At 70.0% G+C, this 25,853-nt stretch carries 24 protein-coding genes; 8 read left to right on the forward strand and 16 right to left on the reverse strand.

Translation table 11 applies throughout. The features are described 5' to 3' along the window. Positions 1-17 precede the first annotated feature (17 nt). Positions 18-227 (forward strand): hypothetical protein, encoded by a 210-nt coding sequence (locus tag IEX84_RS04410; RefSeq protein WP_188870236.1) that lies wholly within the window; start codon positions 18-20, stop codon positions 225-227. Between the two features lie 260 nt (positions 228-487). Here IEX84_RS04410 and IEX84_RS04415 read toward each other — a convergent pair whose 3' ends face one another. Next, complete coding sequence (locus tag IEX84_RS04415; protein ID WP_188870238.1) at positions 488-1,231, reverse strand: SDR family oxidoreductase; 744 nt, start codon at positions 1,229-1,231, stop codon at positions 488-490. An 81-nt stretch (positions 1,232-1,312) separates the two neighbouring features. Continuing rightward, positions 1,313-2,248 carry a thiamine-phosphate synthase family protein gene (locus tag IEX84_RS04420; protein WP_188870240.1) on the reverse strand — a complete coding sequence of 312 codons (936 nt, stop codon included), beginning with the start codon at positions 2,246-2,248 and terminating at the stop codon, positions 1,313-1,315. Positions 2,249-2,306: 58 nt separating this feature from the next. Between IEX84_RS04420 and tenA the strand changes: the two genes are divergently transcribed. The 4 genes from tenA (at position 2,307) to IEX84_RS04440 (ending at position 6,302) form a co-directional block, all read left to right on the forward strand. Beyond that, the gene (gene tenA / locus IEX84_RS04425; RefSeq protein WP_188870242.1) at positions 2,307-2,972 is read left to right on the forward strand and encodes a thiaminase II; all 666 of its coding nucleotides are present in this window, start codon (positions 2,307-2,309) and stop codon (positions 2,970-2,972) included. Continuing rightward, positions 2,969-3,616, forward strand: a complete 648-nt coding sequence (locus tag IEX84_RS04430; protein WP_229732305.1) for a TenA family protein — start codon at positions 2,969-2,971, stop codon at positions 3,614-3,616. The genes tenA and IEX84_RS04430 overlap by 4 nt, the downstream gene beginning before the upstream one ends. Beyond that, on the forward strand, positions 3,613-5,094 hold the full coding sequence (locus tag IEX84_RS04435) for a sodium:solute symporter family transporter (protein WP_188870246.1): 1,482 nt from the start codon (positions 3,613-3,615) through the stop codon (positions 5,092-5,094). The genes IEX84_RS04430 and IEX84_RS04435 overlap by 4 nt, the downstream gene beginning before the upstream one ends. Before the next feature lie 440 nt (positions 5,095-5,534). Continuing rightward, positions 5,535-6,302, forward strand: coding sequence for an IclR family transcriptional regulator (locus tag IEX84_RS04440; protein WP_188870248.1), 768 nt, complete (start codon positions 5,535-5,537; stop codon positions 6,300-6,302). A 327-nt stretch (positions 6,303-6,629) separates the two neighbouring features. Here the strand turns inward: IEX84_RS04440 and IEX84_RS04445 are convergent, their stop codons facing one another. The 5 genes from IEX84_RS04445 to IEX84_RS04465 form a co-directional block, all read right to left on the reverse strand. Then, positions 6,630-7,574 (reverse strand): D-2-hydroxyacid dehydrogenase, encoded by a 945-nt coding sequence (locus tag IEX84_RS04445; RefSeq protein WP_188870249.1) that lies wholly within the window; start codon positions 7,572-7,574, stop codon positions 6,630-6,632. A 96-nt stretch (positions 7,575-7,670) separates the two neighbouring features. Continuing rightward, the gene (lpdA, locus tag IEX84_RS04450; protein WP_188870250.1) at positions 7,671-9,098 is read right to left on the reverse strand and encodes a dihydrolipoyl dehydrogenase; all 1,428 of its coding nucleotides are present in this window, start codon (positions 9,096-9,098) and stop codon (positions 7,671-7,673) included. A 154-nt stretch (positions 9,099-9,252) separates the two neighbouring features. Continuing rightward, complete coding sequence (locus IEX84_RS04455) at positions 9,253-10,833, reverse strand: 2-oxo acid dehydrogenase subunit E2 (RefSeq protein WP_188870251.1); 1,581 nt, start codon at positions 10,831-10,833, stop codon at positions 9,253-9,255. A gap of 151 nt (positions 10,834-10,984) precedes the next feature. Then, positions 10,985-11,950 carry an alpha-ketoacid dehydrogenase subunit beta gene (locus IEX84_RS04460; protein WP_188870252.1) on the reverse strand — a complete coding sequence of 322 codons (966 nt, stop codon included), beginning with the start codon at positions 11,948-11,950 and terminating at the stop codon, positions 10,985-10,987. After that, entirely contained in the window at positions 11,951-13,117 is a 1,167-nt protein-coding gene (locus tag IEX84_RS04465) for a thiamine pyrophosphate-dependent enzyme (protein WP_188870254.1), read from the reverse strand. Between the two features lie 164 nt (positions 13,118-13,281). On the opposite strand from IEX84_RS04465, the gene IEX84_RS04470 reads away from it, so the two are divergent. From IEX84_RS04470 to IEX84_RS04480, 3 genes are all read left to right on the forward strand, one after another. Continuing rightward, complete coding sequence (locus tag IEX84_RS04470; RefSeq protein WP_188870256.1) at positions 13,282-14,370, forward strand: amidohydrolase family protein; 1,089 nt, start codon at positions 13,282-13,284, stop codon at positions 14,368-14,370. Continuing rightward, a complete protein-coding gene (locus IEX84_RS04475; protein ID WP_188870258.1) occupies positions 14,367-14,738 on the forward strand; it encodes a Rieske (2Fe-2S) protein in 372 nt (123 codons plus the stop codon). The genes IEX84_RS04470 and IEX84_RS04475 overlap by 4 nt, the downstream gene beginning before the upstream one ends. An 82-nt stretch (positions 14,739-14,820) precedes the next feature. Continuing rightward, positions 14,821-15,837 carry an ABC transporter substrate-binding protein gene (locus IEX84_RS04480; protein WP_188870260.1) on the forward strand — a complete coding sequence of 339 codons (1,017 nt, stop codon included), beginning with the start codon at positions 14,821-14,823 and terminating at the stop codon, positions 15,835-15,837. A 201-nt stretch (positions 15,838-16,038) separates the two neighbouring features. Here IEX84_RS04480 and IEX84_RS04485 read toward each other — a convergent pair whose 3' ends face one another. From IEX84_RS04485 to IEX84_RS04525, 9 genes are all read right to left on the reverse strand, one after another. Continuing rightward, entirely contained in the window at positions 16,039-16,815 is a 777-nt protein-coding gene (locus tag IEX84_RS04485) for an ABC transporter permease (protein ID WP_188870262.1), read from the reverse strand. Continuing rightward, complete coding sequence (locus IEX84_RS04490) at positions 16,806-17,597, reverse strand: ABC transporter permease (protein WP_188870264.1); 792 nt, start codon at positions 17,595-17,597, stop codon at positions 16,806-16,808. The genes IEX84_RS04485 and IEX84_RS04490 overlap by 10 nt, the downstream gene beginning before the upstream one ends. Before the next feature lies 1 nt (position 17,598). Next, on the reverse strand, positions 17,599-18,381 hold the full coding sequence (locus IEX84_RS04495) for an ABC transporter ATP-binding protein (protein ID WP_188870266.1): 783 nt from the start codon (positions 18,379-18,381) through the stop codon (positions 17,599-17,601). 275 nt (positions 18,382-18,656) lie between these two features. Continuing rightward, positions 18,657-20,867 carry an LUD domain-containing protein gene (locus IEX84_RS04500; protein ID WP_188870268.1) on the reverse strand — a complete coding sequence of 737 codons (2,211 nt, stop codon included), beginning with the start codon at positions 20,865-20,867 and terminating at the stop codon, positions 18,657-18,659. 1 nt (position 20,868) lies between these two features. After that, the gene (locus IEX84_RS04505; RefSeq protein WP_188870270.1) at positions 20,869-21,375 is read right to left on the reverse strand and encodes an LUD domain-containing protein; all 507 of its coding nucleotides are present in this window, start codon (positions 21,373-21,375) and stop codon (positions 20,869-20,871) included. Between the two features lie 42 nt (positions 21,376-21,417). Next, positions 21,418-21,924, reverse strand: coding sequence for a universal stress protein (locus IEX84_RS04510; protein WP_188870272.1), 507 nt, complete (start codon positions 21,922-21,924; stop codon positions 21,418-21,420). Between the two features lie 103 nt (positions 21,925-22,027). Further along, positions 22,028-23,656 carry a long-chain fatty acid--CoA ligase gene (locus IEX84_RS04515; protein WP_188870274.1) on the reverse strand — a complete coding sequence of 543 codons (1,629 nt, stop codon included), beginning with the start codon at positions 23,654-23,656 and terminating at the stop codon, positions 22,028-22,030. A 70-nt stretch (positions 23,657-23,726) separates the two neighbouring features. After that, a complete protein-coding gene (gene lipA / locus IEX84_RS04520; RefSeq protein WP_188870277.1) occupies positions 23,727-24,689 on the reverse strand; it encodes a lipoyl synthase in 963 nt (320 codons plus the stop codon). A gap of 60 nt (positions 24,690-24,749) precedes the next feature. Continuing rightward, positions 24,750-25,550 (reverse strand): lipoate--protein ligase family protein, encoded by an 801-nt coding sequence (locus IEX84_RS04525; RefSeq protein ID WP_188870278.1) that lies wholly within the window; start codon positions 25,548-25,550, stop codon positions 24,750-24,752. Positions 25,551-25,853: the final 303 nt, after the last annotated feature.

A 25,853-nucleotide genomic window follows, 5' to 3' on the forward strand; every position in this document is an offset into this window, starting at 1 on the left:
TCCCGCGAAGCGCGCACATGACGAGTGACGACGAGCCGCCGACCGCCCCGGTCGTCTGCGAGGCGTGCGGGACCACGAATCGCGTGCCGCTCTCTGAGGTCGCCGAGACCGTCGAGCGGCACAACGAGCGCGTCCACGACGGGGCCGCGGAGGCCGAAGTCGACCCCGACGTCGCCGACCAACTCGCGGACCTCGTCGCACGCGACCTCGGATTTCTCGACGACTGAGACGGTGACCGCGACGCAGTCGATCCCGACGTCGCCGACCAACTCGCGGACCTCGTCGCACGCGACCTCGGATTTCTCGACGACTGAGACGGTGACCGCGACGCAGTCGATCGAGCTTTTGAGCAGTCTGTCCAGTAATACTGTCTGGTGTTACTGCCCAGAAATGCTATTTTCGCGGTTCGTTCCGACGGAGTGGCCGACACGTCTCACCGCGTTGCGGGCCCGATACTCGGGGGTAGAAGCCGCAGTAGCCGGAAACGCTACCAGTCGATAAACTTGTCGCGGCGGAAGAGGTCGAGTTCCTGGACGACGTTCGGGTCCTCCCGGGCGGCCGCGAAGGCGATGGCGCGCGCGACGTCAGCGGGTTCGGCGGCCTCGCCGGGGTCGATGGCGTCGGCGAACTGTTCGCCGTCCTCGCTCCCGAACTCCGTCCGGACCTCGGTGGGATTGATGACCGTCACGCCCACGCCCGCGTCGCCGACGCTGCCCTGGAGGCTGAGCGCGAACCCGCGCGTCCACCACTTCGTCGCGGCGTAGACGGGCGCGCCGGGGCGCGGATACTGGCCGGCCATGCTCCCGAGGAAGAGCAGGTTCCCCGAACACTCCGTCAAGTGCGGCATGGCGGCGCGCGCGACGTGGAACATCCCGTCGCAGTTGACGTCCATCATCTGCCGGTAGGCGTCGAGGTCGAGGTCCTCGATGGCCGTCTCGGTGCGCCCGAGGCCGGCGTTGCTCACGACGACGTCGAGACCGCCGAAGCGCTCGACGGTTGCGTCGACGAGCGCCTCGACGGCGACGGCATCGGTCACGTCCGTCGGGTGGGCGACGGCCTCAGCGCCGTGGTCGTCGGTTATCTCGGCCGCGAGCGTTTCGAGGCGTTCCTCGCGGCGCGCGCTCAGGACGACGTTCGCGCCGCGCGAGGCGAGTTCGCGGGCGGTCGCCGCGCCGATGCCGGAACTCGCGCCCGTGACGAGCGCCGTCGCGTCGGTCAGCGTGTCCGTCATGTCCGTGAGCGGTGCGGCGAGCGGCTTAACCGTTCGGGGACCCGGTGACGCGAAGCAGTCAGCGGCTTCGGGGAGGGGGCATCACTCGTCCGCGGCATCGACGAGCGTGAGCGCGCGCTCGACGGCGTCGCGGGCGTCCGCGCCGAAGACGTAGCAGACGGGCTCGATGCCGTACGCGCCGTCGTGGTAGGCGACGGTCGGCACGCCGTCGGCGAACGCGTCGCGGAGTTCGGCCGCGCGGTCCTCGTAGCCGGCGTCGAACGCGACGGGGTCGTGTCCGCGCGCCCGGGCGGCGTCGAGGAGCGCGTCGCTCGTGGCGAGGTTCAGGGCGCCGCCGACGGTGTCGCCGACGTCGGCCGCGACGAGGAGCGCGCTCGCCACGTGATGCGACGCCCCGAACGCCGGGTCGGAGGGGACCTCGACCCGCCCCCGCACGGCGTGGAGTCGGCCGGGGACGGCGGCGACGTCCGCGGGGTCGGCGGCCTCGGGAAGCGCGCTCGCCACGTTCGTCCCGACGTTGGGGACGTGGGCGGGCGTCGCGTCCGCGGCGGCGAAGCGCCGGACGGCCGTGCGGACGTCGCGGAGCGTCTCGCGCTCGCGCGCGGCCGCCCCGTCGCGCCCGCGGACGCAGAGGTCGCACTCGCGGCCGTCGAGGGCGGGCATCGCGTCCTCGTGGAGCGCGCAGACCGGCCCGCGGTCGACGAACGCGGCGAGGAGCTCGCGGACCTCGACGAGCGCGTCGTAGCCGGAGAGCTCGTCCGCGACCCAGCCGTCGGCGACGCGCTCGACCGTCGACGCGAAGCGCTCGTCGTCCGCGAGTCGGTCGGTCGTGCGGGCCTCGCCGGCGAGGTAGTTGCTCACCGCGGCCTGCGTGACGCCGAGGAAGCCCGCGATTTCGCGCTGCGAGCAGCCGCGCTCGGCGAGCGCGCGGGCGAGTTCGACGCGCATCGTGGGGACGAACTCGTCGGCGATCACCTCGGCGGGGAGGACGAGCCCGTCGTCGCGTGTCGTTGCCATCGGTGATAATCCAGTTATACCACTAAATTATATAGGTGACGATGGCGAGGGGACCGATATGGGATACACCGAGACGCTGGCCGAGGTCGCCGACCCGATCTGGGACGCCATCGAGGCGCACCCGATGGTGTCGGGGCTCGGCGACGGCACGCTCGACGTCGAGCCCTTCCGGTACTGGGTGCGACAGGACTACGTCTACCTCGTCGAGTACTGCCGCGTGTTCGCGTACGGGGCGGCGCGCGCGCCCGACCTCGCCACCCTGCGGCGCTTCGCCGAGCTGCTCGGCGAGACTGCGGAGACCGAGATGGCGCTCCACCGCGAGTACGCCGCGGAGTTCGGCATCACCGAGGCCGAACTGGAGGCGACCGAGGCGTCGCCGACCACACGGGCGTACACGGACTTCCTCGTCCGCACCGCCGCGACGGGCACCTTCGGCGACCTCGTCGCCGCGCTCCTCCCCTGCATGTGGGGGTTCAACGAGACCGCAAAGCGCCTCGAAGCCGGCGGCCTCCCGGACGACGAGCGCTACGCCGAGTGGGTCCGCACCTACGCGGGCGACGAGTTCGCCGAGCTCGCCGCGTGGTGCAAGGACCTCATGGACGACGTCGCCGCCGAGTCGAGCGACGCCGAGCGCGAGCGCTACCGCGAGATATTCGAGACCTCGGCGCGCTACGAGTACCGCTTCTGGGACGCCGCGTGGCGCGAGGAGGGGTGGGAGGCGTGAGCCACACCGACGACTTGCGCGCCGCGAGCGCGTGGGACGACGCCGTCGAGCACGCGTTCGTCGCCAAACTGGAGGCGGGGACGCTCGACGACGCGGTCTTCCGGGACTACCTCGAACGCGACTACGCGTTCGTCGAGACCCTCGCGGGCCACCTGGGGCACGCCGTCGCGGACGCCCCCGACATGGCGCGCAAGCGGCGGTTCGCGGACTTCCTCGCCACCGTCGTCGGCCCCGAGGACGACTACTTCGCCCGGTCGTTCGACGCCCTCCCCGGCCCGGCGCTCGCCGACGCGACCATCGAGGGCGGCGACGTCGGCGACGCCTTCGCGGACCTGTTCGCACACGCCGCGAGCGTCGGCGGCTACGCGGAGACGCTCGCCGTCCTCGTCCCCGTCGAGTGGGCCTACCTCGACTGGGCGAGCGGAATCGAGGGCGACCCCGAGGCCGTCTACCACCGCGAGTGGGTCGAGTTGCACGACAACGAGGCGTTCCGGTCGCTCGTCGCGTGGCTCCGCGAGGAGCTGGAACGGGAACTCGCGGACGTCGGAGAGCGCCGACGGGCGCGCGTCGAGCGCTTCTTCACGCGGGCCGTCGACCTCGAAGTCGCGTTCTTCGACGCCGCGATGGCGGGTGGGGAGCGATGATCGACGCGACGCTCACGCTCGGCGTCGTCGTCGCCGCGCTCGCCCTCACGGCCCTCGTCGGGGTGTGGTACGCCAAGCGGGGCGACCTGTCGCTCGACGCGCTGTTGACCGCGCGCGGGAGCGCGAGCGAGGGGACGACCGTCGCCTCCGTCGTCGGCTCCGTGATGGGCGCGTGGATTCTCCTCAGCCCCGCGGAGGCCGGCGCGGCCTACGGCGGGCTCACGGCCGTCCTCGGCTACGCGCTCGGGAGCGCCGCGCCGCTCCTCCTCTTCGTCCCCGTCGCCGCGCGCGTCCGCGACGTGATGCCGGACGGCCACTCGCTCACGGAGTACGTCCGCGCGCGCTTCGGGACGACCTTCTACCTGTTCGTCGTCGTCGTCTCCGTCTTCTACATGTTCGTCTTCCTCGCGGCGGAGATGACGGGCGTCACCGCGGCGCTCGCGCTCGTCGCCGGCGTCCCCGCGTGGGCGACCGCGGTCGTCATCGGCGGCTTCGTCCTCGCCTACACCGCCTACGGCGGCCTCGTCGCCAGCCTCGTCACCGACACCGTCCAGACCGCCGTCGCGCTCCCACTCCTCGTCGTCGCCGCCGTCGGCGCGCTCTGGCGGCTGGGCGGGACCGACGCCGTCCACGCGACCGCGGCGAGCGAGGCCCCCCAGCTCATCACGCTCACGAACCCGGCCGCGCTCGCCTTCGGCTTCTACGTTGTCTTCGCCGTCCTCGGCGCGAACGTCCTCCATCAGGGCGTCTGGCAGCGCATCTGGGCCGCCGAAAGCACGAGCTCGGTGAAGCGCGCGTTCGGCGTCAGCGCCGTCGCCGTCGTCCCGATGATCGTCCTCGCGGGCGTGTTCGGCGTCGTCGCCGCCGCGCGCGGCCTCGTCGACGGCAACGCCGGCGTCTCCTTCTTCCTCGTCGTGAACGACGTCTTCTCGACGCCGCTCGCGCTCGGCGTCGTCGTGCTCGCCGTCCTCCTCGTCGCCAGCACCGCCGACACCGTGTTGAACGGTATCGCAAGCGTCGTCACCGTCGACCTCGCGGCGTTCACGGACGCCGACGCCGAGACGCTCACGCGGACCGCCCGGGCCGCCACCGTCGTCGTCGCCCTCGCCGCCATCGTCGTCGGCGCGCGCGGCTACGACGTCCTCACGCTCTTCTTCCTCGCCGACCTCCTCGGTGCCGCTACCTTCGCGCCGTTCGTCCTCGGCCTCTACCTCCCGACGCTCGGCGAACGCGGCGCGCTCCTCGCGTCCGTCTCGGGGTTGGTCGTCGGTCTCACGTACTTCCCCGGTCTCGGAATCGGGAGCGCGCTCGCCGCCCTCGGCGTCCCCATCACACCCTCGTTCTTCTGGGTGTTCGTCGGCTCCACGGGTGTCTCCGTCGGGCTCACACTCCTCGCGGCCGCCCTCGGTCGCGACGAGTACGACGTGCGCGCGCTCCGCCGCGTCGGCGAGCGCCTCACGGAGGTGAACGAACGGTGATTTCGACGCTCGGGTTCGCCGCCGTCGTCTGGGGGTCGGTCGTCCTCACCGCCGGCGTCTTCGCGTACGTCCTCCTGACGCTCCGACGGTGAGAGCACCCCCTCCCCCTCAGTAGAAGGACCCATATCAAAATAAGAATGTCATTTTGATATGTATATCTACCAGACCGTTGAGAAACCGTGGTTGGCATCTCTCCGGATTTTAGCGATTCAAATATCTTTTACCCGCGTATCTCCTCCTAAAGTATATAATAGAAATCAGATAAATCGTAAGAAGGGTCTTATTTCCGATGATTTTCACGCCGGCCAAAGTGGCCGTCGAGGACGACGGGTCCGCGCCGGCGCGGTGCGTCCATATCGGGCCACCGTCTTCGAGAGACGGAGCGTCCGTCGCGTCTGACGAACAGCAGGTACTTCACCGTGGACGACGGTACGTCACGTATGGACGACGACGCCTCGCCGCGGTCGCCGGTGAAGACGGCGCAGACGACGCTCCGGGTCGTCGAGGCGCTGAAGGAGCGCGACGGCGCGACCGTCACGGAGGTCGCGGACGACCTCGACCTCCCGAAGAGCAGCGCCCACAACTACCTCCGGACGCTCGAACACGAGGGGTACGTGGTGAAGGAGGACCAGCAGTACCGAGTGGGGCTGCGCTTCCTCGACCTCGGCGCGCACGCCCGGACGCGGGAGCCGCTCTACACCGTCGCGAAGCCCGAACTCGAATCGGTGGCGGAGCGGACGGGCGAGCACGCGAACCTCCTCGTCGAGGAGCACGGCCTCGGTGTCTTCCTCCTGCGCGCGCAGGGCGAGAACGCCGTCGGCGTCAACTCCCACGTCGGCCAGTGCGTCCCGCTGCACACGACGGCGCTCGGGAAGTCCATCCTCGCGCACCTCCCGGCGGAGCGCCGCGACGAGATTTTCGCGCGTCACGAGCTCGACGCGAAGACGGAGGCGACGATTACGGACCGCGAGACGCTCGAAGCCGAACTCGCGGAGGTCAGGGAGCACGGCGTCGCGTACGACCGCGAGGAGGGGGTTCGGGGCCTGAAGTGCGTCGCCGTCCCCGTGCTCTCCGACGAGGAGGTCCTCGGGGCGGTGAGCGTCTCCGGGCCGACGAGTCGGATGGGCGACGAGCGCATCGAGGAGGAACTGCTTCCACAACTCCGCGACGCGGTCAACGTCATCGAGCTGAACCGCGCGTACTCCTGAGTCGTCGAAAGCGCACGTCCGTTCCCGAGAGCCGAACGAGCTGACGGGTGTCGTCGGTGGCACGCGGAGACGACCGGATGCGTGTGTCCGCGTTCCGCGATGCCCCCCGCGAACGCGCCAAATTTTACACACATATCGTTGTAATCTGCTCCGTCGGTAGTGATGGAGCACCGGTGGACCGGCACGCACGAGTGGCAGTTCGTCCAGGAGCATTCTCAGTTCGTCTTTACCGAACGATAACGAGCCATTCGGGAACGGACGCGTGTAGCTCATCGGCAGTCGGGGCCGTCTTCGTGTCGTGCGACGCCGAGTTCGTCGCTGACGAACTCAGACGACGCGGTTCCACGGCTCGCGGCCGGCCGCGAGCCGCGTCGCGTTCGTCTCGACGAGGCGGGCGAGTTTCTCGCCGTGGTTCGACGACTGCGCGGCGGCGTGGGGCGTGACGACGACGTCGGAGCGCTCCCAGAGCGGGGACGACTCGGGGAGCGGTTCCGCCTCGAAGACGTCGAGGGCCGCGCCCGCGAGTTCGCCGGCTTCGAGGGCCGCGAGGAGCGCGTCCTCCTCGACGACTTCGCCGCGGCTGACGTTCACGAGGTAGGCGTCGTCGCGCATCGCCGCGAGGACGTCCGCGTCGACGAGCCCGCGCGTGTCGGGCGTCAGCGGCGTCGTGAGCACGACGAAGCGGCTGTCGGCGACCGCGTGTTCGAGGTCCGTCACGTCGTGGACGGCCTCCAAGCCGAGCTGGGAGACGGGGCGCACGTCGACGCCCGTGACGGTCATCCCGAGCGCGTTCGCCCGCGACGCGACGCTCTCGCCGAGCTGGCCGAGACCCACGACGCAGACCGACGAGCGCCCGAGTTCGAACGGGCGCTCGACGGGGAGGCGCGCCCACTCGCCGGCCGCCTGCTGGTCGCGGTACAGGTGGAACCCCTTCGCCAGCGACAGGAGGAGCGCGATGGCGGACTCGCCGACGAGGTCGCCAGCGACGCCGGTGCTGTTCGTCAACAGAACGCCCGCGTCCTCGTACGCGTCGAGAGGGAAGTCGTCGTAACCCGAGCGGACGCAGTGGACCCACTCGACGGCGTCGGGAAACGCGTCGTGGTGGTAGAGCGTCACGACGGCGTCGCAGTCGTCGAGCGCGTCGGCCTCGCGGACGACGTATTCGCGCGCGTCGTCGGCCGCGGCGAGCAGGTCGCGGAGGTCGCTCGGGTAGCAGGGGTGAGAGCCCCAGTCGTGGATCGCTACGCGGTCGAGGTCGGTTGAGGTCGCCATACCCACCCGCTCGCACGCCGCCGCGATAAGCCCTCGCCTCGGTCGACGCGTGCGTCGCGTGTGTCGCGTGTGCCGCGGACGTCGCGGGTTCTCAGCTCACTCGTTCAGCGTGTGAATCGCCTCACCGAGCGCGTTCTCGGCGGCCTCCAGCAGCGTCTCGGAGAGCGTCGGATGCGTGTGTATCGTGCCCGCGAGGTCGTCGAGGCGCGCGCCCATCTCGACGGCGAGCGCGGCCTCCGCGATCAGTTCGCTGGCCTCCGGGGCGACGATCTGCGCGCCGAGCACGAACCCCGCGTCCGCCTCGGCGACGATCCGCACGAAGCCCTCCGTCTCGTCCATCGTGAGGGCGCGGCCGTTCGCGCGCAGCGGCATCTCGCCCACGAGCGGGTCGAAGCCGGCCTCCTCGGCTTCGGCCTCCGTCAGCCCGACCGTCGCGATTTCGGGGTCCGTGAAGACCGCCGCGGGAATCGCGCGGGCGTCGAACGCCGCGTTCTCGCCCGCGGCGACCTCCGCGGCGACGATGCCCTCCGCGCTGGCCTTGTGCGCGAGCATCGGTTCGCCCGCGACGTCGCCGACGGCGAAGACGTGGTCGAGGTCGGTCCGCGCCCGGTCGTCCGTCCGGAGGAAGCCATCGTCGTCCGGCGCGAGGTCGATCTCCTCCAGTTCGAGCGTGTCCGTCACGGGTTCGCGTCCGACCGCGACGAGCACGCGGTCGGCCTCGTAGGTCGACTCGGTCCCGTCCTCCGTCTCCGTGTGGACGGCGATTCGGCCGTCAGACGTCTCCTCCCAGCCACTCGCGCCCTCGCCGAAGGTGAAGTCGATTCCGAGGTCGTCCGCGCGTCGGCGGACGACGCTCGACACGTCCTCCTCGTAGGCGGGCAGGACGTCGTCCAGCATCTCGACGACGGTCACGTCCGCGCCGAGCTTCGCGAACGTCGTCGAGAGCTCCATCCCGATGTAGCCCGCGCCGACCACGACGAGGTCGTCCGGTACCGTCTCGGCCGCGAGCGCGTCGCGCGACGACCAGACCGGCTCGTCGGCGAAGTCGAACCCCGGAATCTCGACGGGCCGCGAGCCGGTCGCCACGATGGCCTGCTCGAACTCGACCGTCTCCATCCCCTGCCCCTCGCCGCCGTGTGCGATTCGGACGGTGTGCTCGTCCTCGAACGCCGCCGTCCCCTCGATGAGGTCGACGCCGTTCGCCTCGCAGAGCTGTTCGACGCCGCCCGTCAGACGGTCGACGACGTCGTCCTTCCACGCCGCGAGTTCGCCCATGTCGACCTCGGGGTCGGCGTAGACGCCCATCCCGCTCGCGTTCGCCGCCTCGTCGGCGACGTCCGCGGCCGTGATGAACGCCTTCGAGGGGATACAGCCGTGGTTCAGGCACGCCCCGCCGTAGTGGTCCTTCTCCACGAGCGTCGTCGCGAGGCCGCGCTGTGCCGCGCGGATCGCGGCCACGTAGCCGCCCGGACCGCCACCGATGACTACCACGTCGGTCCCGGTCGTAATGTCGCCCATTACCATACCTCGCCAGTCGCGTTCCTGTGTAAAAAGTTCACCCGGTTTCGCGGGGCCGGCAGGTGCCGAGATGGTGGCCCCCGTCGGGTCGTCGGGCCGTCAACCCGTCACCCGACCGCGGTCGGCCCGTCACCCAGTTCGTCGACCCGTCACGCCGGCGTCACTCCAGCACGAGGCGCGCGGGGTCCGCGAGGAGCGTCTGGACGTGGTTGGTGAACTGCGCGGCCTCCGCGCCGTCGACGAGCCGGTGGTCGACGGACATCGAGATGGTCATCGTCTTGCGCGCGACGACCTCGTCGTCAACGACCCACGGGCGCTTCTTGATCGGCCCCATGGCGAAGATGCCGGCCTCCGGGTAGTTGATGATGGGCGAGGAGTACTCGCCGCCGATGACGCCGATGTTCGTGATGGTGAACGTCCCGCCGCGCATCGCCTCGCGCGGGAGCGAGCGCTCGCGCGCCTGCGTCGCCAGCTCGTCGATCTCGCGTGCGAGCTCCTTCAGCCCCTTCCGGTCCGCGTGCTTGATGACGGGCACGAGGAGGCCGTCGTCGGTCGCCACCGCGATGCCGATGTTGTACTCGTCGTGGAGGACGATCTCGCCCGCCTCCTCGTCGAGGCTCGCGTTGAGGTACGGCACCTCCTTGAGCGCCGACGTCACGGCCTTCACGACGAACGGGAGGTAGGTGAGGTTCACGTCCTCCTCGTCGGCGATCTCCGCGAGCTCCGCGCGGAGGTCGACGAGCCCCGAGGCGTCGAACTCGTCGTGGTGGGTGACGTGCGGTGCCGTGAACTTCGACTGCGCCATCTGCTCGCCGATGGTCCGCCGGATGCCCCGATAGGGGACGCGCTCGCCGCCGGGCGACGCCGCCGCGCCCGCGTCGCCGGTGTTCGTGCCCGCGCCCGTCCCGCCGGCCGCCGCGCCGGCGCTCGCGCTCGCACCCCGTTCCGCGCTCGCGCCCGTCTCCGCCGCCGACCCGCCCGACTCGACGTACGCCTCGACGTCCGCGGGCGTGACGAACGGTTCGCCCTCGCGCTCCTCGCTCGCGGGGACGTCGTTGATGTCGACGCCGCGCTCGCGGGCGAGCCGTCGCGTCGCCGGCATCGCCAGCGTCCGCTCGCGCTTCGTCCCGCCCGCGCTCTCCACGACGACCGGCTCCGCCTCGCTCGGCGTCGCGTCGGCACCCGACGCCGGTTCGCTCGCACCCGACTCGGACGCCGATTCGGCCGCCCGCCGGACGTCCGACTCCGTCACGCGCCCGCCCGCGCCGGTGCCCTCGACCGTCTCGATGTCGACGTCGAGGTCGCGCGCGAGCGAGCGCGTGCTCGGTGCGGCGAAGACGCGTCCGCCGGGCGCGCCGCCCGCCTCGGACGCCTCCGCGCCGCCCTCCGTCGCCTCGGCCGTCTCCAGCTCCGCGGATTCGGCCTCGACGGTCCCCGCGTCCACAGGCGTGCTCGACTCGTCCGTCTCCGCCTCGGTCCCGGCCGGTTCGGCGTCGCTCGCGTCGATCTCGAACGTGGCGATGACGTAGTCGACCGGCACCATCTCGCCCTCCTCGGCGTGGAGTTCGGTCACCGTCCCGTCGTAGGGCGAGGGGACCTCAACGAGCGCCTTGTCCGTCTCGACCTCCGCGATCACCTGGTCCTGCTCGACGTGATCGCCGGGCGCGACGGCCCACGCCACCAGCTCGCCCTCCGCGATACCCTCGCCTAAGTCCGGCAGTTCGAACGATTGCTCGACCATGAACGCAAGGTCAACGCAAATCCCTTTTAGTGTTTCCCTGCTGATCGGCGGGATCGGGCCCGTGGTCGGGGGCGAAACGGGAGCGACCCGGCAGCGGGACGAGAACGAGGCGAGAGCGAGGCGAGAACGAAATGAGACGGATCGCGACCGCTCAGACGTCGAGGGCGCGCTCGATGCCCGCGGCGATCCGCGGCGGGTTCGGGAAGTAGAAGTCCTCCATCGAGAGCATCGGCACCTGCGTGTCGAAGCCCGTGACGCGCTCGACGGGGGCTTCGAGGTACATCAGCGCCTCGTCGTTGATTCGGGCGACGACGTCGCTGCCGACGCCGCCGGTCCGCGGGCCCTCGTGGACGACGACCGCGCGGCCCGTCTTCTTCACGGACTCGACGACCGTCTCCGAGTCCATCGGCGAGATGGTACGGAGGTCGACGAGTTCGACGTCGGCCTCGACGTTCGCCGCGGCCTCCTCGGCCATCGGCATCATCGACCCCCAGGAGACGACGGTGACGTCCTCGCCCTCCTCGCGGACCGCGGCCTCGCCGAGGGGGACCTCGTAGTCGCCCTCGGGGACCTCCTCGCGGAAGGAGCGATAGATGCGCTTTGGCTCCATGAAGAGGACGGGGTCGGGGTCGCGGATCGCGGCCGTGAGCAGCCCCTTCGTGTCGCTCGGGGTGCTCGGGATGACGACCTTCAGCCCCGGGATGTGGGCGTAGCTGCCCTCCATGCTCTCGGAGTGGTGTTCGAGCGCGCGGACGCCCGCGCCGTAGGGCATCCGGGCGACCATCGAGGCCGTGAACTCCCCGCGGGTCCGCCAGCGCATCCGGCTCGCGTTCGAGACGAGCTGGTCGAACGCCGGCGGGAGGAAGCCGGAGAACTGAATCTCCGCGACGGGGCGGTAGCCGTACATCGCCAACCCGGTCGCGCTCCCGATGATGGCGATTTCGGAGAGCGGCGTGTCGACGACGCGGTCGTTCCCGAACTCCTCCATGAGGCCCTCGGTGGCCCGGAAGACGCCGCCGCTCCGGGCGACGTCCTCGCCGAAGACGAGCACGCGCTCGTCGGCCGCCATCTCCGTGTGCAGTGCGTCGTTGACCGCCTCTACGATAGTCGCGTTCATTTATCCCTTGGGCCGCTGGTCGATGTAGTCGTACGCCTCGGGGTGCTCCTCGAGGAACTGTTCGAACTCGGTGAGCTGGCGTCTGAGTTCCGGGGGGAGCTCCTCGTAGACGTGCGCGAACATCTCGGAGACGTCGCGCTCGGCGAAGTCGTTCGCGGCCGCGAGCGCCGCGTCGAACTCGTCGTTTATCTCCTCGACGATGGCGTCGTGGTCGATGTCGTCCCAGAGCCCCTCGGATTCGAGGAACGAGCGGTAGCGCTCGATGGGGTCGTTCTCCTCCCACGCCTGCTCTTCTTCCTCCGTGCGATAGCGATGCGGGTCGTCGGAGGTCGTGTGCGCGTCGAGGCGGTAGGTGACGGATTCGATGAAGACCGGTTCGCCCCGCTTGACGCGCTCGCGGGCCTCCATGACGGCGTCGTAGACGGCGAGGACGTCCTGGCCGTCGACGCGAATCGCGTCGATACCGTAGCCGAGCGCCTTCTGCGCGATGGTGTTCGCGCCGGTCTGCTCGGAGAACGGCATCGAGATCGCGTACTGGTTGTTCTGGCAGAAGAACAGCGCGGGGACTTCGAGGGCGCCGGCGAGGTTGAGCCCCTCGTGGACGACGCCGGTGCTCGTCGCGCCGTCGCCGAGGTACGCCATCGTGATCTCATCGGCGTCGCGGATGTCCATCCCCCACGCGGTACCGGCGGCGAGCGGGAGGTGCGCGCCGACGGCGATGGCGACCTGGGAGTTGTGCTCCGCGAAGGACTGCTGGCTCTCCTCGATGCCGCGCCAGAAGAGAATCATGTCGCGCATCGGGACGCCGCGCATGAACATCGCGGTCCACGCCCGCCCGAGGTACATCCAGTCGTCGGGCGCGATGGTGTACGCGCTCCCGACGATGCTGGCCTCCTGGCCGCGCGTCGTCCCGAACGTGCCGAGTTCGCCGCGACGCTGAATCTTCACCATCCGGCGGTTGAACACCCGGTCGGAGACCATCCATCGGTAGAGGTCCCGGAAGGCCTCGTCGTCGAGGTCCGGGATCGACGATTCGTCGTACTCCCCGTCCGGCGTGACGAGCTGGTGAGTCGGCACCCGCAGGTCGTCCTGCGAGAGGTACTCGACCGGCCCACCGTACGACTCCGGCTCCGGTGGAGTGAGGTCGGTTCGCTGTCTATCAGTCATTCGACGGCCGGAAGGTTGTGAGTAAGTCGTATTAAAATCGTGGGGTATTCGAGGGGGTCGAGGGGGTCGAAGGATAGTCGTCGCCCCCTAACCTTCACGAAGATTTATTATGTCGTCCAGGGTACAGACGTGGTGGTACTACGACACATGACGGTGAGACACAGATGATCGAACCGGCGGAGCACCTCGTCGTCGACTGCGACTGGCACTACGCGGACACCTTCGAACAGGTCGCCCCGTACATGCCCGAGCCGTGGAAGACGAAGTTCCGGAACAGCGGGTGGGACAGCACGGGCGTGAATCAGGGGTTGAGCGCGTTCTTCCCGACGTCGACGGGGAACCGGTCGAACTACGGGAAGATCGACCGGGAGTTCTCGGAGTACCCGCAGGGCGGCGACGACAAGGCGGACGTCGTCGAGGGGATGGAGTTCCTCGACGTCGACGCCACCCTCCAAATCTCCCATCTCATCCTGGCGATGGGCGGCGTCACGGCCGACGACCGTCGCGTCGAGTCGTTCATCAAGGGGTACATCGACTACATGCTCGCGGAGGTGCTCGACCCCGACGCGGGCATCTACGGCCTCGCGCCGCTCCCCTACCACGACATCGACGCGTCGATGGACGTCCTCGACCGAATCGAGGACGAGGAGACGTTCAAGGGCGTCGTGATGGTCACCGCGGGCGCGAGCCCGCCGCTCGGGAACCGGAAGTACGACCCGATCTACGAGCGCTGCGAGGCCCTCGGGCTCCCCGTCGTCTACCACACCGGCGGCTCCGGCCTCGACGACTACGTCCGGGCGGGCTACGAGGAGATGATCGAGACGCACACGCTGGGCTTCCTCGAATCGAACATGTCCCAGATCGTCAGCGTCGCCTGCCAGGGCGTCCCCGAGAAGTTCCCGGACCTCGACATCGTCTTCATGGAGTCCGGCGTCACCTACCTCCCGGGGCTCATCAGCCGCCTCGACGAGGAGTACCTCAAGCGCGCCGAGGAAGCGCCGCTGTTGGAGGCCCCGCCGGGCGACTACATCAGCGACTTCTACTTCGGCACCCAGCCCCTGGAGGAGTCCGCGCGCCCCGACCTCCTCGAAATCTGCTTCGACATGCTCGGCACGGAGCACCTCCTCTACGCCTCCGACTACCCCCACTGGGACTACGACAGCCCGAGCATCATCACGGACCTCCCGATGCTGGACGACGAGCAGCGAAAGGACATCCTCGGGCGGAACGCCGCGGAGGTGTTCGACCTGTGAGCGACGGGGAAATCGCGGTCGGCGCGGCGGACGACTTCGACGACGGCGACGTGGAAATCGTCGAGGTCGGACGCGCCGAGGTCGGCGTCATCAGGGCCGACGGGGAGTTCTACGCGCTCCGGAACCAGTGTCCGCACGACGGCGGCCCGACCTGTGAGGGGAAGGTCGAAAAGCGCCTCGTCGGCGAGTGGGGCGGCCCCGGCGAGCGCGTCGAGCAGCGCTACGGCGACGACTGCATCGTCTCCTGTCCGTGGCACGGGTGGTCGTTCGACCTCGATACGGGCGAACACATCGGCGACGACAGCTACGTCGTCCCGACGTACGACGTGGTCGTCCGCGACGGCGTCGTCTACGTGCAGACGGACTGACGGGACGCGCGGTCTCGCGTCGTCCACGCGGGGGGGCGCGGGGCAAAAGCTTATTATAAATCAGTAGGTATCGTCGAGTACGATGTCTCGATACAACAGGCGCGACTACCTCAAGGCGGCCGGAATCGCGGGTGCGGCCGGCCTCACCGGGTTCGCGGGATGCACAGGTGGCGGTGGCGGCGGTGGCGGCGGCACGCCGACTATCAACTTCAACTACGTCGTCCCCATCGAGAACGCGGCGTCGCTGCTCGCCGTCCCGGAGATTCGCAGCGAGCTCCCGAACGCCGGTTCGGCCTACGAGCTCAACGTCACGCGGAACTCCGGGACGCCGACCTCGCTGAACCAGATGGCGGCGGGGAGCGCGGACGTCGTGATGACCTCCACGGTGAGTTTCGCCTCGGCGGTCAACCAGAACGCCATCCCGGAGGGAATCTCCGTCGTCGGCGTCGACTTCTGGGACGCCTCACCCGAGAACTACGACGTATCGGTCTTCTCCGCACCGGACTCGGGTATCACGGAGGTCGCGGACCTCGAGGGCAAGACGGTCGCCGTCAACGCCCTCGGGACCGGCGTCCACTCCGTCTACGTCAAGGGGCTGCGGAGCGCCGGGCTCACGCGCGACGACGTCGAGTTCGTCGAGATGGGCTTCCCGACGTACACCGCGGCGCTCAACGAGGGGAAGATCGACGCGGGCATCTATCCCGCGCTCTTCGCGGTCGGCGCGCGCGCCGAGGGGTTCAACCACGTCTTCGGCTCCGCTGACGTCTGGTCGCAGCAGTACCCCTTCACGTACGCGACCGCCGCGAAGCGCGCGCTCAACAACAAACCCGACGCCATGGCCGCGTGGGCGGAGGACTACGGCGCGCTCTTCGAGTACGTCCGCAACAACCGCAGCGAGGCCGCGACCGCCGCCGCGAACCACTTCGAGCTCCCGACGGAGACCGTCGAGTCGTACTTCTTCACCGAGAACGACTACCACCGCGACCTCACCGTCGACCAGGACGCCCTCCAGTTCATCATCGACGACCTCGTCGAACTCGACTTCATCGACGACTCCTTCGACGTCACGGAGCACTCGACGAACGAGTACCAGGGCTGAGCGGTCGCACCGCGGCCGTCTCGCCGTTCCCTTCGTTCCCGCTTTTTCTCCGGTCGACGAGCGAACGCGCCGCGACGCGACGGCGAGCGACGCGGCGGGTGGAGTCGGGGGTGACGATGGAAGCGGCCGAATGGCGACGGGCGAAGCGCAACGACGGCGAAAGCGGACGGGCGGGAACGGAGAGAGGGAGTGAGTGGCCGCTCAGGTCCAGTCGAGGAGACGGGTCCGGGCGGCGCGGAGGAGCCGGTCGAGCACGAGGCCGATGGCGATGATGGCGAAGATCACGGCGTAGGTCTGCGCGGAGTTGAAGCCGCGAACGCCGGCGATTTCGAGCGCGCCGAGACCGCCGCCACCGGCGACCATCTCGAAGACGAACGTGATGATGAGCGCGATGGGCGTGGCTATCTGCAGGCCCGTGAAGATGCCGGGCGAGGCCGCGGGGAGGATGACGCGCCAGAGGAGACGCCGGTCACCCGTCCCCATCATCCGCGCGGAGCGGATGAGGTTCTGCTCGACCTGCCGAGTGGCGTCGCGGGCGTTGACCGCGATGGGCCAGAACGTCCCGACGGCGACCATGATTATCTTCGAGACGTCGCCGATGCCGAACCAGAGCATGAACACCGGGACGAGCGAGATGACGGGCACCGGGTAGCCGATCTTGATGAGCGGGTCGAAGAACCACTCGAAGAGCGCGTTGCGCGCGCAGAGTATCCCGACGGCGACGCCGGCGACGGCGGCACCCGCGAGACCGACGAACGCGCGCATCAGCGTCAGGTACGCGGCGTGTATCATCTGTCCCGTCGACACCAGCACCACGAACTCGTGGATCACGACGGAGAGCTGCGGGAGGAAGTACGGGTATATCAACCCCATCCGCGTCACGGCCTCCCAGAGAACGAGGAGGAGGACGAGCGAGTAGATGGACTTGAGGGAGTCCACGATGGACGACGCGCCGAGCGAGCGGACGTCTACGTCCATACTAACACCCGTTCACGGACCTGTTCGAACCCGTACACCGCGGTGTAGGCCACCGCGGAGATGATGACGATGGTGGCGAACATCGCGGGGTAGCGCCCGAGCGACCCGGCGTCGCGGATGAGACGCCCCATCCCCTGCTCGGAGGCGATCAGTTCCGCGCTGATGAGCGAGATGAAGGCGAAGGGAATCGCCTGCCGGATGCCGGTCAGTATCTCCGGAATCGTCGCCGGGATGACGACCTTCCAGAAGAGCCGGCGGTCGCTCGTCCCCATCATCCGCGCGGAGCGGATGAGGTTTCGGTCGACGTTCTCGGCGGCGTTGTTCGCGTTCATCACGATGGGGAGGAGACACGCGAGGAAGACGATGAGGACCGCCGTCTTCGTCCCGATGCCGAGCCAGAGAAGCGCGAGCGGGACGAGCGCGGTCTTCGGGAGCGGGTAGATGAGCGAGAGGAAGACGTCGAAGAAGTTCTCGACGGCCTCCGATTGGGACATCCCGATGCCGAGGAGCACGCCGACGACGATGCTGAGCGACAGCCCGACGCCGACGCGGAGGAGCGAGACGGCGAGGTGTGGGACGACCTCACCGGTGGCGAAGAGGTCGACGGTCGCCGCGGCGACGGCGGTGGGCGGCGGGAGGACGGACTCGGAGACCGCGCGCCCGCTCACGACCTCCCAGCCGAGCACCAGGAGGAGCAGCGGAATCCAGTCGAAGAGGAGCTTCGCAACGCCCGCGAACGGGTCGGGAATCCGCTCGGGGGTCCAGAGCTCGTTGGTCGCCACGCTACGGTTGCACCTCCGACTTCGTCTCCTCGCGGAGGGAGCGCCAGACCTCGTTCTTCTTCCGCGTGAACTCGTCGGACGTGACGATGTCCTCGCGCGGCCCCGAACGGTCGAGGTCGACCTCGGTGACGGTCTTCTTCGTCCCGGGGTGGCGGGTCATTATCATCACGCGCTCGGAGAGGTAGACGGCCTCCTCGACGTCGTGCGTGATGAAGACGACCGTCTTGTCGAGGTCGCCCCAGATGTCGATGAGCTGGTCCTGGAGCGTCTCGCGCAGCGGCTGGTCGAGCGCGCCGAAGGGCTCGTCCATCAGGAGTATCTTCGGGTCGTAGGCGAGCGTCCGCGCGAGCGCGACGCGCTGTTTCATCCCCCCGGAGAGCTCCTTGGGGTACTTGTTCTCGAACCCGGAGAGGTCCATCATGTCGATGAAGCGCTGGGCCGTCGCGTCCGCCTCCTCGTCCGGGACGCCGGCCTCCTCCAGCCCGTAGAGGACGTTCTCCTTCACCGTCCGCCACGGGAAGAGCGCGTAGTCCTGGAAGACGACGCCGCGGTCGGTCCCCGGCCCGTCGATGGGCGTGCCGTCGACGGAGACGGTCCCGTCCGTGATGTCGAGGAACCCCGCGATGATGTAGAGGAGGGTGCTCTTCCCACAGCCGCTGGGGCCGACGACGCTGACGAACTCGCCGCCGTCGATGTCGAAGGAGAGGTCGTCGATGGCCTTCGTGCGTTCGGTCCCCTCGCCGTACACCTTCTCGAGGTTCGAGATGCCGATGCTGCCGTCCATCACCGGCCCCCACGTACGGTCGGTTCGGTCGCGCCACCGGCGGCCGCCCGGCGTCGGCCGTCCGTGGTGCGACGGTTCGCGTCCTCGATAGCGGGCGGTCGCTGCAGGGGTACCCCACAGACGACCCTCGTACTCTCTAACACAGTAGCGACATACATCAGCGGGGGTATAAAATTTGTTCACTATTGTCAGCCAAATTCCGGTGGCGGCACGACGACGCGGTGGCGACGGCGCGACGGTGACGGCGAAGGGACGTGACTGCGTCGTGCCCCGCGTCAGCGACCGCCGGGCGCGACGAGCTCGACGGGGTGGGGAACGCCGTCGAAGGCGAGCGCGAGGAGCTGTTCGTGACAGGACGCCCCGCTGGCGGCGACGCGGCGACCCGCCGCGTCCGGGCGCTCGAACTGCTCACGGAGGTCCGCCCCGACGTCCATCGAGAGCTCGTAATACTCCGACTTGTAGCCGAACGACCCCGCCATCCCGCAGCACTCGACGTCACTCGTGACGACGTCGTGGCCGGCCCGCCGGAGGACGGCCTCGGTGTAGCCCGCGAGGTCGAGGGTGCGCTGCTGGCAGTGGCCGTGGTAGGCGACGTCGTCGCCGCCGACGAGCGCGTCCGCGTCCGCGCCGTTCTCCAGGAGGCCGTAGACGTACTCCATAATCTCGTAGCTGTTCGCGGCGAGGCGCTCGTGCGTCGCGTCGTCGAGGAGTTTCTCGTACTCGCCGCGGAACATGGCGACGTCCGAGGGTTCGACGACGACGACGTCCCGGCCGTCGTCGAGGGCGGGCGCGAGCGCGTCGCTCACCCGCTCGGCCTGCGTGCGCGCCGTCTCGATCATCCCCTGACTGAGCGGCGCGCGCCCGCTCTCGTGGCAGGGCGCGAGCGTCACGTCGACGCCGAGGACCTCGAGCGTCCGCACGGCCGCCTTCCCGCGCTCGGTGAGCGCGTAGTTCGTGTAGGCGTCGGGGTAGAGGACGGCCGCGCGGTCCGCGGTGCCGGCGCTCGGGAGGGGGTCGCGCGCGGCGAACCAGTCGGCGAGCGTCTCGCGCTCGAACGTCGGGAGGTCGCGCCGGCGGTCGACGCCGAGCCAGCGGTCCATCGCCGCGCGGACGGGTGCGCGCCGAGACAGCCAGTTCGAGAGGGGCGCCGTCTCGCTCCCGAGTCGCGCGAGCGTCCCGAAGTTCCCGAAGAGGCGCTTTTGGAGGTCGACGCCCGCGGGGTCGTCGTCGGGCGTCAGCCCGGAGACGAGGTGGTCGAACGCGTCGGGGTCGGCACCGCGGTTGCGCCGGTCGCGGACGACCGTGTTTATCCACGGGATGTCGATCTCGACGGGGCAGGCGTCGACGCAACGCGAACACCCTGTACAGAGGTCGTTGAAGTCGTCCGTCGCGTCCTCGCCGCGGATGCCGGCCTCCCAGCCGGTGGCGATGCCGCCCGTGTAGGTCTCACCGCCGAAGGCGTGGCCGCCGACGTGCTGGAAGTTCGCGCACGAGTTGCCACACGCCCCACAGCGGATGCAGTAGAGCGTCTCCCTCAGCTGGTCGTCCTCGCGCATGTCGAGGCGGCCGTTGTCGACGAGCACGAGGTGGAACGACCGGTCCGCGGGATCGCCGAGGGGTTCGTCCGGCGCGTCGAAGTCGATGGTCGGCGAGTCGACGGGCGGCGTGAGGAGGGAGAGGTACGTGGCGACGTCCTGCCCGCCGGCGGCCTTGGCGATGAGTTCGGCGAACGGCGGCAGGTCGGCCGCGGAGGGCAGGAGTTTCTCGACGCCCGCGACCGCGACGTGCGTGTCGGGCGTGACGGCGCACTTGCGGGCGTTCCCCTCGTTCGTCACGAGCGCGATGCTCCCGGAGTCGGCGAGCACGAAGTTCGCGCCCGTCATCCCGACGTCCGCGCGCTCGATGCGTTCGCCGACGTGGTCGCGGGCGAAGCGCGTGAGGTCCGCCGCGGTCTCCAGGGGCACGTCCGGGTCGAACACCTCGTTGAACAGCGCGGTTATCTCCTCGCGCGACTTGTGAATGGCGGGGCCGACGAGGTGCGAGGGGGCCTCGTCGGCGACCTGCACGACGAACTCCCCGAGGTCCGTCTCGTGGACGTCGACGCCGGCGTCGAGGAGCGCGTCGTTCACGCCGAGTTCCTCCGTCGTCATCGACTTCGACTTCACGACGGAGTCGGCGTCCGCGTCGTCGCAGACGCGCTCGATGTAGGCGTTCGCGTCCGCGGCGTCGTCCGCGACGTAGACCTCCCCGCCGTTCGCCGCGACGGTCTCGCGCACCCGCTCGACGAGCTCCGGGAGGCGCTCGATGGCGTCCTCCTTGATGGCGCGCGCCTCCGCGCGGAGGGCGTCGATGTCCCCGCCGGCCGCGTTCGCCTCGTAGCGCACGCGGTTCAGGTGCGTGGTGTTCTCGTGGACGGCGTCGCCCTCGGTTTCGAGCAGGGCGCGGATGCGCGCGGCCTTCGCGGCGCGCGTCGACTCCCCGCTCATCTCAGCGGTCCTCCACGAGGACGGCGCGGACGGTTCGGGGGCCGTGGACGCCGTGGACGAGTTCGCCCATGTCCGCGGTCGCGCTCGCGCCCGTGGCGAGAATCGCGCTCTCGCCCCCCGCGAGCGACCCCTCCAGCTCGTCGAAGGCCGCCGTGAAGTCCGCGTGGAGGTCGCTCGCCCGGACGACGCCGACGTGCGTCGGCGGGTAGAGGCTCACCGGCTCGGAGCCGTTCGCGTCGCTCCGGAGGACGAAGGTCCCGTGTTCGACGACTCCGGCCGCGACGGGGGTCACGCCCGTCTCGGCGCGTTTGAGGCGACGCGGCGTCGGCGGCGTCTCGACGACCGTCTCGTCCAGCGAGACGCCGTCGATGCCGAGCGGGACGCCGACGGCCGGCGGCTCGACGAGGCGGTCGAGCGCGTCGGCGAGGTCGGCCGCCTCGACGCGGGTCGCCGCGACGCCCGCCGCGTCGAGCGACGACTCGAAGCGACTCACTTCCCGTACTGTCATAAACGATGGCACAGGTCCGGCGGGGTTAGCTCTGTCGGTCGCTCAGGTCTCGGACATGACGGTGAGGACGGGTTGCTCGGCGTCGAGGAGTATCGACTGCGTCGTGCTCCCGAAGAGCGCCTTCCCGACCGGCGTCCGCTTGCGGCCGCCGATGACGAGGTAGCGCGCGTCGCGCCGGTCGGCCTCCGCGAGTATCTCCGCGACGGGGTCGCCGACGCGACCCTGAATCACGAGGGCCCGGTCGTCGGCGTCGTCGAACGTCCCCTCGACGACGTCGCGGGCGACCCCGCGAGCGTGGCGCTCCGCGTCCTCGACCGTGTACTCCCCGCCGCGCCCGCCGCCGACCGCGCCGTCGCCCTCGCCGTACGACGCTGACGAGGCGAACGGCGCGCCGCCGCTCCCGGTCGACCCGCGGAACTCCTCGAAGACGTCCTGGGGCATCACGTGCAACACGACGTGTGGCTCCTCGAAGCGGTCCGCCAGGAGTTGGCCCTCGCGGACCGGGTTGCTCGGAATCGACTCGCCGTCGACCGCGGTGAGAACTGCCATACCCGTTCTGCGCCCAGCGGGACCGTGAATCTTGCCCCGCCCACGCGTCGTCTCCGCGTCTCCGTCGCTCGTCTCGTCTACACGTCTCCCTCGCTCGTCTCGTCTACACGTCTCCCTCGCTCGCGTCGTCACCACCCGCGTCCGTCCCCTCGAAGCGCTCGCGGAGCGCGCGCTTGTCGAACTTCCCGGTCGTCGTCAGCGGGATGGACTCGCGGACGACGTAGCGGTCGGGGAGCCACCACGAGGGGAACGACTCCCGGAGGTGCGCGTCGAGCGCGTCCGTTCCCGGGGGGTCGTCGCCGTCGCGGGGCACGACGACGGCGAGCGGGCGCTCGCCCCACGTCTCGTCCGCCACGGGGACGATGGCCGCCTCGGCGACGCCCGCGTGCGCCATCAGCTCGTCCTCCAGTTCGATGCTCGATATCCACTCCCCGCCGGAGTTGATGAGGTCGTCCGTGCGGTCGACGACGTCGACGTAGCCGTCGGCGTTCCACGTCGCCACGTCGCCCGTGCGGAGCCAGCCGTCGTCGGTGAGCGGCGACTCGACCTCGCGCGTCCGCGAGGCGTAGCCGTCCGTCACCCACGGCCCCCGGACCTGGAGTTCGCCCATCGCCTCGCCGTCGCGGGCGACCCGCTCGCCGTCGTCGTCCACGACGCGCGCCGAGATACCGGGAACGGGCCGTCCCTCGGTCGTCCGCGGTGGCGTCCCGTCGCCCGGTTCGGGGTCGAGCGGCGTCAGGAGCCCGAGCGGCGACGTCTCCGTCATCCCCCACCCCTGCTGGACGGTGACGTCGTGGGCGTCGTCGTAGGTGCGGATGAGCGAGGCGGGGACGGACGCGCCGCCGACGACGAGGCGCTCCACGGGGTCGAGGTCGGCCGCGGGCGTCTCGTCGAGGTGCGCGGCGAGGCGTCGCCAGACGGTCGGGACGCCGGCGGCGACCGTGACGCCCTCCCCGGCGAGGAGGTCGGCGAGCGGTTCGGGGTCGGTCTGCGCGCCGGGGAGCACGAGGTCCGCGCCGGCGAACGCCGCGGCGTACGGGAACCCCCACGCGTTGACGTGGAACATGGGGACGACGGGGCAGACGGTGTCGCGCGCGCCGATGGCGTACGTGTCGACGTGGCCGTTCATCATCGTGTGGAGGGCGAGCGCGCGGTGCGTGTACGTCACGCCCTTCGGCCGACCCGTGGTGCCCGTCGTGTAGCAGAGCCCGCACTCCCGTTCCTCGTCGAGCGTCGGCCAGTCGTAGGTCGGCGACTGCCCGGCGAGCAGGTCCTCGTAGGCGACGACGGGGTCGAGGGTCGTCTCCGGCACCGACTCGGCGAGGACGACGTACTGCTCGACGGTGTCGAGGTCGTCGGCGACGGCCTCGACCCGTTCGAGGAACGCGGGGTCGACGAACAGCACCTCGTCGCCGGCGTCCCGGATCGTCGCGGCGAGGTCGGCCGCGGGGAGCCGAACGTTCCCCATGTGGAGGCTCCGGCCGGCGCAGGCGGGCGCGAAGTAGAGCTCGAAGTGCCGGTGGTGGTTGCGCGCGAGGGTGCCGACGCGGGCGTCCGAGGAGACGCCGAGGTCGTCGAGCGCGCCCGCGAGGCGGGCGATGCGGTCCGCGGCGTCGCCGTACGTGTAGCGATGACGGCTCCCGTCCGGGCGGGCGCTCACGATCTCGCGGTCGGCGAACAGCGAGTCCGCGCGGTCGAGGACGTCGGTGAGCGTGAAGTCGCTCTCCAGCATGGCGGAGACGACCGCGTCGGCGGTGGTAAAGGTTTCCCGAGCGCCGCGTCACGCGTCGCGGTCGGTATCGTCACACATCGCGGTCGCGTCCCGTATCGTCCGTGCGCGCGCGTTCGGCACGCGCTCGGGCCTCCGCGACGGACGCGCCGTCCCGGATGAGCGCCGAGGCGAACAGTTCGCCGGCCTTGTACGACGAGCGGACCATCGGGCCGCTCGCGCAGTAGAGGAAGTCGAGTTCCTCCTCCGCGACGGCCTTCCACGTCTCGAACTTGTGGGGGTGGACGTAGGTCTCGACGTCGAGGTGGCTCGCGGAGGGCTGGAGGTACTGGCCGAACGTGACGACGTCGACGCCGGCGTCGCGGAGGTCGACGAGCGTCTCGTACACCTCGTGGTCGCGCTCGCCGACGCCGAGCATCAGCGACGTCTTCGTGTAGACGTCGGCGTCGCGCTCGACCTGCCGGAGGACGGAGAGGGACTGCTCGTAGCCCGCGCGGGGGTCGCGCACGGGCCGCTGGAGGCGCTCGACGGTCTCGACGTTGTGCGCTATCACGTCCGGGCCGGCGTCGACGATTTCGCCGACGAGAGCCTCCTCGCCCTGGAAGTCGGGAATGAGGGTCTCGACGAGTATCGAGGGGTCGCGGCGCTTTATCTCGCGGACGGTCCGCGCGAAGTGCGCGGCCCCCTGGTCGTCGAGGTCGTCGCGGTCGACGGAGGTGAGGACGACGTAGTCGAGGCCGATCTCCGCGACCGCGGCCGCGACCTCCTCGGGCTCGTCCGGGTCGAGGGGCTCCATCCCGCCCGTGGCGACGTCGCAGAAGTTACAGCCGCGCGAGCAGCGATGGCCCATCAGCATGAACGTCGCCGTTCCCGGGCCGTCGCGCCCGCTCCAGCACTCGCTGCGGTTCGGGCAGCTCGCCTCCTCGCAGACCGTGGTGATGTCGTGGTCGTCGAGGACGCGCTCTATCTCCGCGAACCGCTCGCCGCCGGGCGGACGGATACGTAGCCAATCCGGCTTCCGCGCGCGAGACTCCATGCTCCCACCGAACACGGAGAGCCACAAATACCTGTCTCCGTTCGCGTCGCCGCGCCCCGCTCACCCCTCGCGGTGTCGCACCCACGACTCCGCGCCGTACTTCGCGTCGGCGAGCGCGCGCGCCCGGTCGAGTTCGTCGGACGTCCACGACCCCTCCTCGGCGTCCGCCCACGACGCGAGCGACGACAGCAGGGCGTCCACCGCCTCCGCGCGCGTGACGTCCGCGTAGTCGTCGATGGCACCGACGCGCTCGCGGAACGCGTCGGGGTCGAGGGCCGCGTCGAAGCAGTCGCAGTGGCGCTCGGCGCGCCGCGTGAAGGAGATGGAGCCGTGCTGGACGACGGCGTCGAGCGGCCGGTACTGCGCGTTCCCGCTCAGCTTCCGCCCGTCGGGCCCGACGACGTCGTGGGCGGGGTTGAGCCCGCGGAGGTAGCAGGCGGGCTCGTATATCTCGTCGCGGGGACCCTCGACGAAGTCGGCGTCGACGCCGAGGGCGGCGAGCGCGTCGAAGACGGGGTCGCAGATGTCCCGGTAGCTCTCCAGGAGGTCGCCGGCGACGGCGTCGCTCGGCGCGACGACGCTGTACGAGATGTCGCCGACGGCGTCGTGGTAGATGCCGCCGCCGCCCGTCTGGCGGCGCGTCACGCCGATGCCCTCGCGCCGGCAGAAGCCCCAGTCGACGCTCGCGGCGTCCTGCGCGACGCCGAGGGAGAGGGTGTCCGGCCACCGGTAGACGCGGACGGTCGCTGGCCCGCCGTCGACGGCCGTCTCGGCCGCCACCTCCTCCAGCGCCATCGTGAGCGGGCCGGGGTGTCGCTCCTCGCCGATCACCCGCCACCGCGGGTCGCTGCTGTCGCTCATACGGGCACGTACGCGGGCCGTCGCATAAACGTTGGAGCACCGACGCGCGACGGCGGGCGTCCCCCACGAACGGCGACACGGACGCCGACGGCGCGTCGGGAACCCATATTTATAAGTATAGTTACTAGAGTGAAGAAAGGACAGAATAAATGAATAGAGAAGAGAGACGGGCAGAAGGGTGTCAAGCCGGGAGCGGCGGTCGGTCGTCAAGAGCGAGTCGTACGGATGGCCGGCGGCGTCGGTGGATCGTCGTGGTCCACGGTAAATCGGTCCTTACGGACCTGTCTACCGGTACGAGTCTGC

Source organism: Halarchaeum rubridurum (assembly GCF_014647115.1).
Classification (GTDB): Archaea; Halobacteriota; Halobacteria; order Halobacteriales; family Halobacteriaceae; genus Halarchaeum; species Halarchaeum rubridurum.

Excerpts from the sequence above, each read along its gene's own strand:
- IEX84_RS04410 (WP_188870236.1), top strand. The coding sequence starts at position 18 with ATGACGAGTGACGACGAGCCGCCGACCGCCCCGGTCGTCTGCGAGGCG.
- IEX84_RS04415 (WP_188870238.1), bottom strand. The coding sequence starts at position 1,231 with ATGACGGACACGCTGACCGACGCGACGGCGCTCGTCACGGGCGCGAGT.
- IEX84_RS04420 (WP_188870240.1), bottom strand. The coding sequence starts at position 2,248 with ATGGCAACGACACGCGACGACGGGCTCGTCCTCCCCGCCGAGGTGATC.
- tenA (WP_188870242.1), top strand. The coding sequence starts at position 2,307 with ATGGGATACACCGAGACGCTGGCCGAGGTCGCCGACCCGATCTGGGAC.
- IEX84_RS04435 (WP_188870246.1), top strand. The coding sequence starts at position 3,613 with ATGATCGACGCGACGCTCACGCTCGGCGTCGTCGTCGCCGCGCTCGCC.
- IEX84_RS04440 (WP_188870248.1), top strand. The coding sequence starts at position 5,535 with ATGGACGACGACGCCTCGCCGCGGTCGCCGGTGAAGACGGCGCAGACG.
- IEX84_RS04445 (WP_188870249.1), bottom strand. The coding sequence starts at position 7,574 with ATGGCGACCTCAACCGACCTCGACCGCGTAGCGATCCACGACTGGGGC.
- lpdA (WP_188870250.1), bottom strand. The coding sequence starts at position 9,098 with ATGGTAATGGGCGACATTACGACCGGGACCGACGTGGTAGTCATCGGT.
- IEX84_RS04455 (WP_188870251.1), bottom strand. The coding sequence starts at position 10,833 with ATGGTCGAGCAATCGTTCGAACTGCCGGACTTAGGCGAGGGTATCGCG.
- IEX84_RS04460 (WP_188870252.1), bottom strand. The coding sequence starts at position 11,950 with ATGAACGCGACTATCGTAGAGGCGGTCAACGACGCACTGCACACGGAG.
- IEX84_RS04465 (WP_188870254.1), bottom strand. The coding sequence starts at position 13,117 with ATGACTGATAGACAGCGAACCGACCTCACTCCACCGGAGCCGGAGTCG.
- IEX84_RS04470 (WP_188870256.1), top strand. The coding sequence starts at position 13,282 with ATGATCGAACCGGCGGAGCACCTCGTCGTCGACTGCGACTGGCACTAC.
- IEX84_RS04480 (WP_188870260.1), top strand. The coding sequence starts at position 14,821 with ATGTCTCGATACAACAGGCGCGACTACCTCAAGGCGGCCGGAATCGCG.
- IEX84_RS04485 (WP_188870262.1), bottom strand. The coding sequence starts at position 16,815 with ATGGACGTAGACGTCCGCTCGCTCGGCGCGTCGTCCATCGTGGACTCC.
- IEX84_RS04495 (WP_188870266.1), bottom strand. The coding sequence starts at position 18,381 with ATGGACGGCAGCATCGGCATCTCGAACCTCGAGAAGGTGTACGGCGAG.
- IEX84_RS04500 (WP_188870268.1), bottom strand. The coding sequence starts at position 20,867 with ATGAGCGGGGAGTCGACGCGCGCCGCGAAGGCCGCGCGCATCCGCGCC.
- IEX84_RS04505 (WP_188870270.1), bottom strand. The coding sequence starts at position 21,375 with ATGACAGTACGGGAAGTGAGTCGCTTCGAGTCGTCGCTCGACGCGGCG.
- IEX84_RS04510 (WP_188870272.1), bottom strand. The coding sequence starts at position 21,924 with ATGGCAGTTCTCACCGCGGTCGACGGCGAGTCGATTCCGAGCAACCCG.
- IEX84_RS04515 (WP_188870274.1), bottom strand. The coding sequence starts at position 23,656 with ATGCTGGAGAGCGACTTCACGCTCACCGACGTCCTCGACCGCGCGGAC.
- lipA (WP_188870277.1), bottom strand. The coding sequence starts at position 24,689 with ATGGAGTCTCGCGCGCGGAAGCCGGATTGGCTACGTATCCGTCCGCCC.
- IEX84_RS04525 (WP_188870278.1), bottom strand. The coding sequence starts at position 25,550 with ATGAGCGACAGCAGCGACCCGCGGTGGCGGGTGATCGGCGAGGAGCGA.